This is a genomic window from Thermofilum uzonense, from assembly GCF_000993805.1.
Classification (GTDB): Archaea; Thermoproteota; Thermoprotei; order Thermofilales; family Thermofilaceae; genus Thermofilum; species Thermofilum uzonense.
Window position 1 is genome coordinate 952,212 of the sequence record NZ_CP009961.1, and the last position, 14,556, is coordinate 966,767.

Annotated in this window: 14 protein-coding genes and 1 tRNA gene; 7 read left to right on the top strand and 8 right to left on the bottom strand. The window is 47.0% G+C overall.

The window, feature by feature from the left end:
* The first annotated feature begins 50 nt into the window (after nt 1-50).
* The 3 genes from MA03_RS04820 to MA03_RS04830 all read left to right on the top strand — a co-directional run bounded on the left by MA03_RS04820 (nt 51) and on the right by MA03_RS04830 (nt 1,994).
* Nucleotides 51-407, top strand: coding sequence for a hypothetical protein (locus MA03_RS04820; protein ID WP_052884186.1), 357 nt, complete (start codon nt 51-53; stop codon nt 405-407).
* Between the two features lie 62 nt (nt 408-469).
* Nucleotides 470-626 (top strand) — tRNA-Tyr (locus MA03_RS08675).
* A gap of 141 nt (nt 627-767) precedes the next feature.
* Nucleotides 768-1,994 (top strand): nicotinate phosphoribosyltransferase, encoded by a 1,227-nt coding sequence (locus MA03_RS04830; RefSeq protein ID WP_191118419.1) that lies wholly within the window; start codon nt 768-770, stop codon nt 1,992-1,994.
* Here MA03_RS04830 and MA03_RS04835 read toward each other — a convergent pair.
* Entirely contained in the window at nt 1,991-2,485 is a 495-nt protein-coding gene (locus MA03_RS04835; RefSeq protein ID WP_219731623.1) for a GIY-YIG nuclease family protein, read from the bottom strand. The genes MA03_RS04830 and MA03_RS04835 overlap by 4 nt on opposite strands.
* 45 nt (nt 2,486-2,530) lie before the next feature.
* Between MA03_RS04835 and MA03_RS04840 the strand changes: the two genes are divergently transcribed.
* Together MA03_RS04840 and MA03_RS04845 are read left to right on the top strand one after the other, a co-directional pair.
* Complete coding sequence (locus MA03_RS04840) at nt 2,531-4,231, top strand: 2-oxoacid:acceptor oxidoreductase subunit alpha (RefSeq protein ID WP_052884188.1); 1,701 nt, start codon at nt 2,531-2,533, stop codon at nt 4,229-4,231.
* Nucleotides 4,232-5,080, top strand: coding sequence for a thiamine pyrophosphate-dependent enzyme (locus MA03_RS04845; protein ID WP_052884189.1), 849 nt, complete (start codon nt 4,232-4,234; stop codon nt 5,078-5,080).
* Between the two features lie 3 nt (nt 5,081-5,083).
* Here the strand turns inward: MA03_RS04845 and MA03_RS04850 are convergent, their stop codons facing one another.
* Nucleotides 5,084-5,776 carry a hypothetical protein gene (locus tag MA03_RS04850; protein WP_191118421.1) on the bottom strand — a complete coding sequence of 231 codons (693 nt, stop codon included), beginning with the start codon at nt 5,774-5,776 and terminating at the stop codon, nt 5,084-5,086.
* Nucleotides 5,777-5,841: 65 nt separating this feature from the next.
* Here MA03_RS04850 and MA03_RS04855 point away from each other — a divergent pair, with 65 nt between their 5' ends.
* Complete coding sequence (locus MA03_RS04855; protein WP_052884191.1) at nt 5,842-6,477, top strand: PD-(D/E)XK nuclease family protein; 636 nt, start codon at nt 5,842-5,844, stop codon at nt 6,475-6,477.
* Here the strand turns inward: MA03_RS04855 and nucS are convergent.
* The 3 genes from nucS to twy1 all read right to left on the bottom strand — a co-directional run bounded on the left by nucS (nt 6,455) and on the right by twy1 (nt 9,443).
* Nucleotides 6,455-7,216: an endonuclease NucS gene (gene nucS, locus MA03_RS04860; RefSeq protein ID WP_052884192.1), complete on the bottom strand. Its 762-nt coding sequence runs from the start codon at nt 7,214-7,216 to the stop codon at nt 6,455-6,457. The genes MA03_RS04855 and nucS overlap by 23 nt on opposite strands.
* 93 nt (nt 7,217-7,309) lie before the next feature.
* A complete protein-coding gene (locus MA03_RS04865) occupies nt 7,310-8,269 on the bottom strand; it encodes a zinc metalloprotease HtpX (RefSeq protein ID WP_052884193.1) in 960 nt (319 codons plus the stop codon).
* A 100-nt stretch (nt 8,270-8,369) separates the two neighbouring features.
* Entirely contained in the window at nt 8,370-9,443 is a 1,074-nt protein-coding gene (gene twy1 / locus MA03_RS04870; RefSeq protein WP_052884194.1) for a 4-demethylwyosine synthase TYW1, read from the bottom strand.
* 123 nt (nt 9,444-9,566) lie between these two features.
* Here twy1 and MA03_RS04875 point away from each other — a divergent pair, with 123 nt between their 5' ends.
* Entirely contained in the window at nt 9,567-11,411 is a 1,845-nt protein-coding gene (locus MA03_RS04875) for an MFS transporter (protein ID WP_052884195.1), read from the top strand.
* Here the strand turns inward: MA03_RS04875 and MA03_RS04880 are convergent, their stop codons facing one another.
* Genes MA03_RS04880 through MA03_RS04890 form a run of 3 tightly spaced genes read right to left on the bottom strand, consistent with a single transcriptional unit; the run spans nt 11,412 to nt 14,541 of the window.
* Nucleotides 11,412-12,200, bottom strand: a complete 789-nt coding sequence (locus MA03_RS04880; RefSeq protein WP_052884196.1) for a radical SAM protein — start codon at nt 12,198-12,200, stop codon at nt 11,412-11,414.
* Nucleotides 12,197-14,305, bottom strand: a complete 2,109-nt coding sequence (gene feoB, locus MA03_RS04885; protein ID WP_052884197.1) for a ferrous iron transport protein B — start codon at nt 14,303-14,305, stop codon at nt 12,197-12,199. The genes MA03_RS04880 and feoB overlap by 4 nt, the downstream gene beginning before the upstream one ends.
* Entirely contained in the window at nt 14,302-14,541 is a 240-nt protein-coding gene (locus tag MA03_RS04890; protein ID WP_052884198.1) for a FeoA family protein, read from the bottom strand. The genes feoB and MA03_RS04890 overlap by 4 nt, the downstream gene beginning before the upstream one ends.
* Nucleotides 14,542-14,556: the final 15 nt, after the last annotated feature.

Below are 14,556 nucleotides of genomic sequence, written 5' to 3' on the forward strand. Positions count from 1 at the left end.
TCCCCAGAAAAATTTTTCAAAACGTGTAATTGTGGTTAATTGCGAGGATTATGACGCTCGCAAGAGTACGCTATTTGCAAAAACAACTAATCAAAAGGTATGGAATTATAGGAAAAGTGGCTTCAAGGTACCTAGAGGCCGGGTTAAGTGTCCGTATACGGCATCCGACAAGACTGGGGGACGCCCATATAATAGTTCAAGGAAACGGCAACAGGCTTGTAGTAGAGGTGTACACGAGTCCAAAGCCCTTACATCCAAGAGACGTACAGGCTGTAGCTGAGAAGGCTAAACTGCTTAATTCGAAGCCAGTAATCGTAATTTATAGCGGGGGAAGGTTGAAGAGTAGAGTAACCAAGGAAGCGTTGGAGGAGGCAACAAGACTACAAGTGAAGATTAAGAGAGTCTAGTTACTGAAAGGCTTCACATCTAGCGAAATGTTCATAAAACCGTTAAGTTGTTTTTATTTTGTCCCCGGGTAGCGTAGCGGTATCGCGGCCGGCTGTAGCTCGAAGCGCACGGCGAGAGGGGTAAATCCCTGCTGTGAAGCCGTGTCAGCCGGCTGGAAACCGGCAACGCGTCTAAGACGCGCCGGAGGGTCCCGGGTTCAAGTCCCGGCCCGGGGACCATTCTATATCTGGGTGTTCACGTTCTTTGAGTTTAGCAAGGACTCTAAGGATCTTTAATCTTCCTGCAGAAGAATAATATTACAAGCCAAGTCATGTCGAAACACATTAATTCCCATCATGAGAATCTATGACTTGATGTATATGAATAATTGGAATGAACGCTTTATTTACGCCACGTTCGATGAAATAAAGGAGGGTTTGACGACGGACGTGTATTTCACGCGTACCAGAAGAATTCTTGAAAAAAACGGCCTTATAGACGCTGTTGTTCATATGGAAGTAACTGCCAGCAAACTTCCCGAGAGCTATAGATGGGGCGTCTTCGCGGGTTTACGCGAAGTTATAAAGCTCCTGAAAGGACGAAAAATAACTCTGCGGTCTTTGCCTGAGGGGGAGATCTTCACTGCTAGCGATTTTTCCGGCATCAGGGTTCCCGTGATGACAATAGAGGGCCCTATAGGTGAATTCCTAGAACTTGAAACACCTCTACTAGGCTTCCTCGCCTCGGCCTCAGGCATAACCACTAAAGCAGCCCGAGTGAAAAAAGCAGCTGGAGAGAAAATCGTTCTTTCCTTCGGAGCTAGACGCCAGCATCCAGCTCTAGCCCCCTTCATCGAGTTTTATGCATATATTGGTGGCGCTGACGGGGTTTCTGCTGTTCTTGGGGCCCAAGCCCTGGGTATAAGGGCCACGGGAACGATGCCTCATAGCTTGATGATACTCTTCAGAGCTTATAAAGGAGATCACACGTTGGCATGGATAGCGTTCGACGAGATTATCGAAAAGGATGTTCCTAGAATTGTCCTAGCTGACACCTTTTTCGATGAAGTAGAGGAGTCGATGCTAGCCGCGGACATTCTAGGAGAAAAACTCTATGGTGTTAGACTTGACACTCCGGGGAGCCGACGGGGGAATTTTGAAGATATCATAAGAGAAGTTAAGTGGAAGCTCAAAGCTAGAGGATTTAAGGATATAAAAGTCATTGTATCGGGAGGCATTGACGAAGAGAGGATTCCCGCGTTAGTAAAAGCTGGTGCTGATGGTTTTGGCGTAGGGGCATCCATATCAACTGCTCCTCCCATAGACTTCTCAATGGATATCACAGCTGTGCAGAAGGATGGAAGATGGGTGCCTGTGGCGAAGCGAGGTAAACTCTCGGGAAGAAAGGAGGTCTACAGGTGCAACAACTGTCTTATCGATGTAGTCACACTGGAGGGGGGTGAGCCTCCTAAATGCCCAAAGTGTGGAGGAGAAATGAGGCCTCTTCTTGAAACATATATCAAAGAGGGCGTAGTGATTAAGGAGCCTCCACCGGCTGAAGAGGTAAGAAAAAGAGTCTTAGCATCAATCCAGAAGCTTGAACTTTAAGATTCAAAATGAACTATTCGAATATCATTCAAAAAACTTTGCTTGAAAGCTTCTCGGACATCATCATAGCATTTGATGATTTCACTATTACATCTTAAAAAGTGTGAGTAGCACCCCAGCTTGCAGTCAGATGAACCAAAGCCTTTGATGGGATGCGTAAAGCCGAGATCTTCCAAAATGGGAGTTAAAACGCACTCTGGCCCGGGAGAGCTGGCAAAAACCACTCCAAGTACACGTGCATGGGGGGAAGAGGTTACGTTATCTATGTGCCATCTGATCTTTTTTAGAGGCTTTCTATGTCTGTCTACGCGTGCTTTTACTCCTCCAGGTCCTCTAGCAGAGCCTATGTAAACGTAAATCCCAGGCTTCAAACACACATTTTCCCTTTTAAACATAAAATGTATGGGTTCTTGAACTTTTATTATTAAGGCATAGATTCCTTTTAAAGTTTCATGCATATTGATGTACACCTCTTTAAATCTATCGTACAATAAATTTATAACTTAATTGACATAGTTAAAAGGACAGGTGTAGTTGTGGGTAAAGATTGGCCTCTCTCAATCCTTGTGGCCGGCCCCGCGGGAGCAGGTGTCTTTGCAGCAAGCCTAATCATAGGACGCGTCTTGTTTAGACATGGAGTCAACGTGTTTATAACTAACGAGTACCCATCCCTTATCCGAGGAGGTAACCAGTGGGCCCTAATTAGAAGTTCTCCCGATGAATACATATTTTCCCATAGGAGACTTGCCGATATCGTACTCGCGTTAGATAACTACTCGGCAAGAGCGTATATTTCGAAGCTTAGCGAGAGAGGAATTATTCTTTGTGATGAGAAGGATTGTGGCCAAAACTACAACGAACATATTAGGGCTTTCCCCTTTAGAAAGGTACTTGAAGAGTACAAGGCTCCTCAAGTCGCATTAAACACATTGGCATCTGGCGTCATTTTTGGTATCCTCGGTGCATCGAAGGATACGGTAAGTGAGGTTATCAGCGAACAGTTCAAGCATAGAAAAGAGTACGCTGAACTTAACTTAAAACTCATAAATAAGGGTTACGAGCTTGGCGTAGCTCTTTCAGTGGGCCAGTTCCCACAACTCTCGAAAAAGGTGGAAGAAAAAAGGAGACTCCTTATAGACGGGAACTCTAGCGTAGCTCTAGGCGCTCTCGCCGGCGGTATGAGCTTCTTCGCCGCATACCCTATGACTCCCGCCAGCCCAATCCTCCATTTCCTAGCCGAAATTCAACGTGACTACGGAATCGTGGTTTTTCAGCCAGAGAGCGAGCTTGCAGCCATAAACATGGCTATAGGAGCCGCCTATGCTGGCGCTAGAGCGATGGTCGCCACGAGTGGCGGGGGGTTCTCACTCATGGTTGAGGCGCTTGGTCAAGCAGCAATGACCGAGACACCTATAGTGATAGTAGAGGTGCAGAGACCTGGACCCTCGACGGGGCTACCTACCCATACGGCGCAGGGCGATTTGAGGTTCGTCATACATGCTTCTCAAGGAGAGTTTCCGCGTGTAGTTTTAGCTCCAGGTGATCCTGGCGAAGCCTTCACATTGAGCTTTAAAGCCATGGAGATAGCGTGGAGGTATCAAGTGCCCGTTATTCTTCTCTCTGATAAATTCCTCGCTGAGAGTTACTGGAGCATCGACGAGTTCCCGTCTCTAACGCCCAGCCCAGGCTCCGTTATACGCGGAGAGTATCAGGGAGATTATGCTAGATACAGGATAACCGAGGATGGAGTGTCACCCATGGCACTACCTGGGACGAAGAATGCTCTTGTGTACGCTAACAGCAGCGAGCACGACGAGTATGGTGGAGGAACCATCGATCCCCAGATGGTGAGATCAATGAATGAGAAAAGGTTTAGGAAATATGAAAGCCTAAAAAGCATAGCTGAGAAAGAGGGAGTAAAAACGTATGGTAAAGGGGACAAGATTATAGTTACCTGGGGTTCTACGAAGATGCCTATACTTGAAGCCCTTAAGAGCCTTAAAGATATCCGGGTTGTACAGGTTCTCTGGCTTGAGCCTTTCCCTGAAGAGGCGCTACGTAAGGAGCTAGCTGGATCACAATTCGTGGTAATCGAGAACAACATGACAGGTCAACTTGTATCTGTTATACGGGAAAAATTGCTCGTCAAGCCTCATGGATTCCTTGGAAAATACGACGGCAGGCCTTTCGACCCAGAGGAAATAGAAAGTTATATTGCTTCATTGGGGTGGGTATAAATGGATATCACGACGTATGATTCTGGGAGGAGGCCGGTTTGGTGCCCAGGCTGCGGGAACTACGGAATATTGCTAGCTTTAAGGAAGGCGTTAGCGGAGTTAAAACTAGCCCCCGAAGAGGTCGTCATAGTCACCGGAATCGGGTGTCACGGACGAATCAGTGACTACATGAAGACAAATGCTTTCCACACGATTCATGGAAGAGTACTGCCTCTCGCTACGGGCATAAAGCTAGCAAACCCCAAGCTGACTGTGATAGCTCACTCGGGAGACGGGGACGCTTACGCCATTGGGATGGGCCATCTTCCCCATGCTGCCCGTCGGAACATTGACATAACACTTATAGTCCACAATAACATGGTGTTTGGTCTTACTACCGGACAAGTCACTCCTACTACCCCGATAGGTGTCAAAACAAAGTCTACTCCTTTTGGAAACTTTGAGAAGCCGATCAACCCTCTATTGCTAGCCCTGGCTAGTGGGGCAACTTTTGTAGCTAGAGGGTTCAGCGCTGAAATAGATCATCTAAAGGAGATAATAAAGGAGGGCATCAGTCACCGGGGCTTTGCCTTTATTGATGTACTCCAGCCGTGCGTCACCTTCTTTAACACCTATACGGTTTTGCGTGAAAGAGTGTATAAGCTTGAGGAGTCCGGACATGACCCCTCAAATCTCGAGGAGGCGTTCAGACTAGCAATGCAGAATGATAAGAGAATTCCGATAGGCGTCTTTTATAAGAGGGAAGAGCCTACACTTGAAGACACTTTCAAGCATGCTATGAACCCACCTCCAGCCGAGAGATTGCCCGTAAAGGTAGACCTTTCCAAGGCTTTAACAAGGTTTAGATGATTTTTAGACGGGTAAGGGTTCGACCCTTGGTATAACCTTTTCTATTACAAATTGACGAAACTCGTCCTCGTCCAGCTTGCTGAAAGCGAGAATAAGACCCCCTACAGATGCCCCAAGTAATCCTTTTTCAGTCTTAAACACCACGTATTTTTCCTGGCCAACCTGCATATACCTCTTCAAAAGAGTGGATTGCGATAAGGCTTTACCGTATAAAACTACCGTGTCGACACCAGCCACTTCTCGTAGCCCCGTGAAGATAACCTGTCTGGGCTCAGCATCTACCATGTATAATTCTCGAAGCCTTTGTGGTGGAAGGTAGACCGGCATGATCCCATCGGGACGCTCAAAGAGCGCTTGTGAAAAAGTTGATGACACTCTCATGCCGTTCCGCTTCCCTGAGGCAACAAGCAGGAATATTCCTTGCCGTAACCAAGTGAAGTGGAAATTTATCCGAATGTAGCGTGGAAGTTTTACGGATTCGCTGTCAAGACTTAGAGAGTGTGGCGTTACCTCCTCATATACCCCTGAAACCTCACTCTCCCCACCTTCAAGTTCGACAACCCTCACCCCCAGGGTGAATTTACGCCCAAATGCTTCTAGGCTCCCTCTGGCAAGAGAAAATCCCTTCAATTTATCGTAGACGTCTTTACTACTTATATTCTCGCGAACCTCAAAAACAGTAATCGCTTTAGGCAAGGCGCCCCCCAATTTTTGTCACAAATCTTTATTTATTATACTAAACGTTTAATATCATCCGTGATATGTCCTTAACTCCACAAGATGTCGAAAGAATAGTGTTTCGCTCTCTTAGAACGGCCTATGAAAAAGACAGAGGCTCGTGGACCGCACCTCCTAACGTGATCTACGTTACTGAGGTTACCGGTTGCCTTCTCCGCTCCTGGTACATGAGGACAATGGCAGGGCCAATATCTGACGAGAAAATAGTAATACTTCTTTTAGGGGATGATGTCCACTATCTAATTAACAGTCAGTTTCCTCTTGGAGAAGGCGAGAAAAGTTTCGAGAGAGAATACAAAGGAGTAACTATAAAGGGACGTGTTGATAGGATAGCCGGAGAACTGATTTTTGAGTTTAAGACGGCCAGCAATATCCCGCGCGAACCGCGTGAACATCATGTTGATCAAATGCAGCTTTACTTCTGGCTAGCAGAGAAAAACAAGGGTTTCCTAGTATACGTGTCGAAGACGACAGGTCAAGTTAAAGCATTCCCGATTATACGTGATGAGCAGAGAATACAGACACTCTTAGAGAGAGCAGAGAGCCTCAGTAACTCACTTAGACTAGCTGTTCCTCCGGCCCCCGAGAAAGGATGGCTATGCGAGTATTGTGAATTTAGGGATCGCTGTATCGGCTTTAGAGAGGAAGGCCCACCTTAGTATTACGCAGTATCTTGGAGACTTTTTGTAGACTAATTTGCTTATATTCGATGCTCTCCTTCTCAAGCGCGATCAACGCGGATTTAGTGAATCCGGGGGCAACGAGAATCCCTCTCACATGATGACCAGTACTCATACTGAGCCTGTCAATATACCTTTTAAGCTGATATACTGCGTCGACTCCCGCCGTATCTTTTTTGACCTCGATAAGGACGTAGTTTCCATTATTATCAATCATTAAAAGGTCTGCAAACCCGGCTGTCCCCAGTTTAACCTCTTCCTCGATTGGCTTAAGCTCTTCACCTAAAACCTCCAAGGGATACGCCATAATTGCACGTTTGATATCGTCTTCATCACCCCACATGTCAAACTTTGCCGTATCCTCTAGTTTGAAGGTGTAAAGGCCGAGAACCCTATAAGCATATATTTTTAACTCTTCACTGGGTTTCGGGCGAACCGCTGAGATTACAAGTCTGTTAGACTCTGCTCTAACAGATAGTATGCTTCCTTCGGGTTGGTAGTTCACGGGCGTAGACCCATAAGGTCTGTGGACTATCGTTGTTCCATCGCCTTTAATCAGTACTATGCGTTCTCCTCTACCTAGTTTTGAGGATGCACGACCAGAGTATTCTACCTCGCAATCAGCAACCAAGATTATAGTCTCTCTCTGGTTAAAGCTCTCTCTAAGCTTCACTGCAGCCTCTTGTATGCTGAGGCCCTGGGTCTGATTTTTACTCATTCCGAAAAATAGTAAGAATGGTTTCTATTTATTTATAATGGGAAAACTGAAGCAATCGATATCAGGACAGTGATGCAGAACAGAAAATACAGTTTAAAGTGCCTGAAGTTTTCCGAGCTCCTCGAGGCGTCTGAGCCTCTCTACAATGTTGGGGTGTGTTGAGAAAAGCTCCATTAGCTTGTCAGCCGTGGTAACCTTGCTCTGGGCTATCCTCTTGGCAGCCTCGTATCCTTCTAGTGCTTCCATGTCTTGGACGGCACTGTCAGGGTCGGCTATGAATAGCTCCTTGAATCCTGCAACGTGTAGCTGTGCTCCTTGGAGTTTAAGCCTGCCAGTGTAACCAACTATTTTTGCTAAAGCGGACATGAGCCGTGCTGCACCTATGCTGGGGTTGGGGGCGGTTTTGACGCTGTGGTAATCTGCATAGTATTCACGTATTCTGCTTAGGTGTAGATTTGCTAGACTCAGAATAAAGTACAAGAAGATGCTTAGAGCGCCTAGGGCAATAGCCCCGCCTCTGTCGCGGTCTCTACCACCACCTGAATAGAGGAACATCCTCCCAATGATATAGAAGAAGGCTGGCAACACCGAGACGAAGGTCATGAGTTGGACGTCCCGGTGAACTATGTGTCCAACCTCGTGTCCGAGGACTCCGGCTATCTCGTCTCGGTTAAGAGTGTTTAGAAGTCCTCGCGTTACTGCAATCTTGTGTCCGGTTAGCGGCGAGCCGTAGGCGAAAGCGTTAGGATAGGGAACTTCAGCGATCATTAATTTTGGTTTTTCACGTAAGCCACTTCGGGAGACTACTTCTTCAAGAGCCATATGTACGTGAGGGGCTTCACTATAGGGTAGCTCCCTAACATGGTAAAATAGTTCTACCAGGTAGGGAGAAATAAGCCATTGCCCTACGTTGAAGATTAAAGCAAGTATGAGGGCGGCGATAGGAGATGCCAGTCCCATTAAATCCAGAATGAATACAAATGCTAGTGTAGTTAAGCCGAAGATGAAGCCTAGCGTCAATATCATTGATAATTTGAGGTCTTCAAGAGCCATAAGCCTCTCCGTAGACTATAGTAATAGAGAAACACTTAAAAATTTAGTCCAACTGCTAACTCTTATAATTTCTTTAGGTATGAGCTAGGAGTGAGGAAAGTCAGTAATAGAGCATTTTATAACCGTGCTCCTCCATCGTGAAATCCACCACATGTTTCTTCCAGGATTCGTCTAATTGCTGAACCTTTTTTAGCCATTCTTCTCGCATTTTCAAGTTCTTTTCCCAAGCCCCCTCGTCTCTTACGAGAAGAACGACCCGACTTTTTTCATCCGTCAGTTTAACGTTGTATCCTGTGCGCTGGGAAACTTGCTCCGCGAATTTCAGCATCTCCTCCATGGTGGGCATCGCAGTTATAGGTAGCCTTTTCTGGCTCTCCCCAACCCAGGTATAACCTTTCAGCTCCACGAACATGGGGTTCCCGTGCCTTATCACTCGTGAGTATCCATCGGGGTCAACCATGTTGAGCCCCTTGACTAGGGTTAAGCGTATTACTGTGCGGCTCTCATTGAATTTTTCTAGTAATTCGAGGCTACGCATAACCATGTCCCATGCTCTAGGTATCTTGGGCTCTGCGGCAGCATTGAAAACTTCCTCGTTTGGTCCGTACACGCTTACGTAGAGATTGGATGGCTGGGCATCTTTTTTGATTAGCTGCTCAAGTCTCACTGGTATCGAGCCGTTAGTTACCAGGAAAGCGGTGAGGTTTCTCTCTTTAAGCTTCCTTATCATTTCCGGCAGTAAGGGGTAAAGAGTTGGCTCTCCATCTAGGCTCATCGTGAAGTGACGGGGAAACATTGCTTCGAGAAATCTCTCCTTATCCACTTTGGGATTTCCTTTGAAGCCTATGAGGAGTAGCCTTTGAGCTATTATGGAGCCATTGATTATTTCGTCAGGGGAATCCCACCGCCAATTGAGGGGGAGCTTGAACCTCCCCGGCTGGTGCATACGCCAGCAGAACTTGCAAGTGAAATCGCAGAAGTTCAGCACGGGGGTCATCTGAACACATCGGTGGCTCTGTATACCATACCAGTTTTTATAGCATAACCTTTCGCCTCTTAACGCTGATCGTGTCCATCGGCAAATGGAAACTGCGCTATGGTTGCCGACGAGCCTGTAGCCTGCTCGTAGATATTTCTCAACATTTATTCGCTCCTGAAAAGATAGAGCCATCATTTCGTATATGCCGTGGTTATTAAAATTCGTTTCTATATATGTAACAATAAGGTTTTGCAGTTACATAATAACCTATATAAATATAATTTTATATAAGGGAGGGAGGGAGATTTTTAGGGATGAATGTTGAAAAAAGAGAACAAGGCTTTACTACTCATTCTAGCAACAGAGGTGTTAGTTGGTAGTGCCACAGGTGTTCAGAGAGCAATAGCATCAGTAGCGACTAGTGGTAGTCTTCAAGGCTTACCCGTCCTACTTCCGTTAGTTTCATTCGGTGTTTTCAAGGCCACATTCGATTTAACAGCAGGATATATCTCACACAAGAAGGGCAGAAGGACTTCACTTGTTATAGGTACAACGGCGTATCTTATCGGAGCCACTTTAATCTTCCTCGCTAAACCCCCACTAAATTTCGTGATAGGTAATATTTTCGTTGGTATAGGTGAGGGTATAGTTTTCGCGACGTCCGCCATAGCTATAGGGGACATTCTTGGAGTTGAAAGATCATCGCTTACCTTCGGCTACATAGAGAGCGCGTGTTACATTGGTTATGCGTTTGGAGCATATATAGGAGGATGGGCTTGGAGCACCTTAGGAGGTACTACAGCCCTTATGATCATAGTGGTCTCATCCGCCCTAGCACTAGGCACTGCAATCAGTAGCCGTGAAACGAGCACTTATCTCGAGTCTGACAAGAAAAAATTCAGTGCAAAACCTAGACCCCAAGCTGCCCTAAAACTTATAATATCGAATCCCAGTCTAGTCTCTCCTCTCATAGCTGCACACGTTGCAAAGATGGCTGATAGTATCGTATGGGGCGTAATGCCGCTCTTCATGCTTAGCAGGGGGCTCGACGTCTACTATGCTGGCTATGCACAATCCGTACTTTTGATAGTATGGTCTGCCACAATGCCCTTCTGGTCCTCGTATTCCGACAGGGTTGGAAGACGGCTTATATCCATGCTGGGGCTAATGTTTACAGCCTTCATGCTCATAGCCCTTCCCAGCACACGTTCTTTTCCAGAGATTCTACTAATAGCTCTGGGTCTCGGAATAGGTTACGCGATGTTTTACCCTGTTCTCCCTGCCCCCATCTCTGACATGAGCCCTCCCTCGATCCGGGACATATCTGTAGGATTCTACCGTTTTGCGAGGGATTCAGGCTACGCGACTGGGGCTATTCTGGCTAGTTTCCTTTTGCAAGGAGCCGGGGGAGGATACCCCTCTGTCTTCACCAACGTCGGCGTTCTGGTCGCTATAACAGCAGCGTTTTACTCGGTATTCTTCAGGGAGACCAGGCCAACATGGCCTTTCTTCGACCTTGTGGTGGAGCATGTGGAAACTATCAAGAAAATTCTCTCTTTACAGAAGGACATTGTTAAAGACATTTTCGAGGGCAGGTTGGGTGAGGCTCAAAGGAAAACGGAGGAGATTAAAGAGCTTGAGAGAAAGGCTGACAGGATTAAAAGAGAGGTGGCTTGGAGGATATGGTCGGGTTTCCTTCCGATATCTAGCCGTATGGATTTTGAGAAACTCGTAGAGGAAATAGATAAGGTTGCCGGTGCGGTAATAGAGTGCAACGAGAGACTCCTCTGGGTCAAGTTTGTTCCAGAGCTCAGCGAATTAGAGCCCTCCATTGTTGAAATGGTTAGCGAAACAGAGGGGCTCGCAGGTAAACTTATCGAGAACATCCAGATGTTGAGACTGTCCCCTGCCTACGCTGTAAACATATCACGAGAGATAGACAGCGGTGAAAGAAAAGTGGATAGACTCAGGTCCGAGACCCTATCTAAGATAAGGCAACTAGTAGATCAGGGCAAGATCGACGTCATGTCAGCCTTAAACCTTATGGACGCCGTTAACTTGATTGAGCTCTCATCGGATGACTTCCAGGATGCAGCAGATATCATAAGAATAATAGCCTACAAGCACGCGGCGTTGCCGCCTGAGAAGGTAGAGACACTCTAACTATAGTTTTCTGCTCCCGTCTTCAATGGTACGATAGTATATTTCAGCGTATCCTTGTAGAATTTCTTTTGCCCTTTTAGCGGCTTCTAAGACTTGCTCCTTTGGCGTTTTCGGCTTGCGGCGGTACTCTTCTGGGACTCCTGTATAGGGGATGAACTGCTGGACAACGTATACAAGGCGAGGAGCTTTGTCGAGGCGCATCTCGAGGATCTCTCGTGCTATCTTCTCTACATCCTCTACACCTAGAAGGTCGGGGACTAGGAGTGTTCTAAGCTCTAGGAAGTCCTCTACACGCTGTGAAACCTGTATCCCCATTCTAACCCTCTCCGTCATCTTTACCGCAACGCCTGGCTGTAGCCCTGCAACTCGTGCGTATTTTACAGGATCCTCGAGCGGGGCCTTGATATCTATAGCTATGTGGTCGAGGGCTACACGGCTAAGAATATACTCTATCGCCCCGGGTATACTCGCGTTCGTGTCCAGGCTAAGCTTCAACCCGGTCATAGCCTTAACCCTGGCGAAAAGCTCTCCAAGTGCTCTAAACTGTAGCGTGGGCTCACCACCAGTCACGTGGAAATAATCCACGAAGCTCGCAGCCCTGCTAGCAGCGGCGACTATCTCGTCCACGCTTACAGGCTTCTTCTCAACCCCCCTGGCGAGCACAGAGTTGGCACACCAGGGACACTTGAAGTTGCAGAAGCTAAGCCATAAGGTGAAGCTAACACTCTCTAATACATCAACTAGACTATTCTCTTTCCACCCTCCCACCCATAAAACTTGGGTGTTCAACCGGGCATCACCAGGCTTAATAGGTGGTATACAAGTGAGGCTGATAAAGTTCCTATAATGAGCGTATAAAGTACTAGGATTAACGTCAGCCTTCTGTCGCGAAACTGTGCATGAAAGGCTGAGACCGTGGCCAGGCATGGCGTGTAAACGGTTGTAAAGATCATGAGGCTAGCCAGCTGTGCAGGGGTTAGTGCAAGGGACTGAACAGCTTCGGATGGGTTTGTAGCCCCCGTCATTACTATCAGGGTTGAAGCCACTGCTTCTTTCGCGATAAAACCCGTTATGAGGGCGAGGGATATTTGCCACGATTGGATTCCTATAAGAGAAGTAAGGGGAGTTATTGCTTCTCCTATTGATCGAGCATAAGAATCGGTGGCCTCTTGTACGTAACCTTGAGGCCCGGTATGTAGGAGTGCCCAAACGAGGATTGTAAGCATGAAGATTATCGTTCCAGCCTTTTTCAGGAAGTGTAGAGTATTATCCCAAGCATACCACCATATGACTTTCAAGCTAGGCCTATGATATGGGGGCAACTCAAGAATAAGCTCCGTTTTTGCACCTCCCCCCATCAACCTTGAAGCTATCTTTGCTGCGACTGCTACAAGGAGAAGGGAGTAAGCGTAAACCGCCAGTACTGCTATTATCTTAGCAGTAGAAGTAGCCGGGATCGCAGATGCCAAAAAGAGTAGAATAACCAGGCGAGCCTGGCATGGAATGAGGGGGGCTATCATTGAGACGAGAATCTTCTCTTTGTCGGTGTCAAGTATTTTGGTGCCCATTATGGCAGGAACGTTACAGCCAAAGCCGAGCAACAAAGGCATAAGTGCTTTCCCGGAAGCGCCAAGGCGACTCATAAGGCCATGGTAGACCGTCGCAATCCTAGCCATAAGCCCCGTGTCTTCCAGGAATCCAAATGCCACGAACACTATGAAGATCAATGGGAGGAAAGTTAAAACAGCGCCTACACCGCCTATTATCCCCTCAGTAATCAATGAGATCAAGTAGGGAGGGGCTCCATGAATAGTCATAAAATCTGATACGAACTGGCTGACCGTGTCAAAGAGGGATGATAATATGCTTGACAGAGTATACGTCTCAAATAATTGTGCAAGTTCCTTGTTACCGGTGAGCTCTAGTATCTGCTTTATTGGAAAGCCTGTGTTCACGGATAATACGAGAACTAGCACAGCAAATATTAGAAGTAAAGAAGCTAGTGGGCCAGCTAGAGGATGTAAAAATATCTTGTCCAGGTTCTCCGTGAACTCTCGCCCAGCTACACTAGTATAGGTCACGCTCTCAGCGACTAGCTTTCCTATAAAATCATACCTAACGCTCGCCGTGATGAGAGCAGCGGGATCCCCTAGATCCTGCTCGATCTTTTTCCTAGTCTCCTCAACCAGGACTTGGAGGGAAGAGCAGCCCGTCTTTTTAATTAGCTGTTCGAGCTCAACATCTCCTTCCAGCAAACGGAGCGCTGCCCATTGTAAAGGATATCGGCTCATCTCCTTGCACGCGCTTAGAGCTTCAACGAGGTCCTTAGCATAGTAGCCGAGCCCACCATAGTCAAGGCTTAGTTTTCGGGAGGGGTACTTGCCTTCGGCTACCTGTATAATATAGTCTGTTAACTCATGGATGCCTTCCCTTTTCAGTGCCGATATCGCTACTACTGGGACCCCTAGCCTGCGGCTAATCTTCTCAGTATTAATATGTATGCCACGCCGAGAGGCAGCATCGATCTTGTTTATTGCGACTATAACTTTGTCATAAAGCTCTAGGGTTTGAACGGCGAGATAGAGAGAAGTTTCCAATGACACGGCATTGGCAACCACGACAATGACGTCAGGCTTTTCGCTTACGATATAATCTCGGGCTATCGCCTCCTCCTCAGTTAAAGCATTTAGACTGTACGTTCCCGGAAGGTCGACGACCCTGATCCTGTACCCCATGTGTTCGAAGAAACCCTCATATTTGTCTACGGTCTTCCCAGGCCAGTTACCAACGAACCTGTTAGCACCAACAAGAATGTTAAAAAGAGTGCTCTTGCCCACGTTGGGAGACCCAGCTAGTGCCACTACTATTTCCCGCGCTCTGCTGGGATTACTCATTCTATCACCTCAACGATGATGCGTGCTGCAAGACCCCTTCCTATGGCTATCCTCGTCCCAGAGCGTTCTACAACTATCGGACCTGCATTGTTGAAAACAACTCTTAGTTCCTCTCCCGGAACAACTCCAAGCTCAAAGAGTCTACGCATCGAACCTCTTCCTCCTTCAAAACTGATAACCTTCACACGAGAGCCAGGCTTAGCGAAGAGTAAGGGTATTCTGTTAGACAGCGCCATAATCACGCAAGAGGT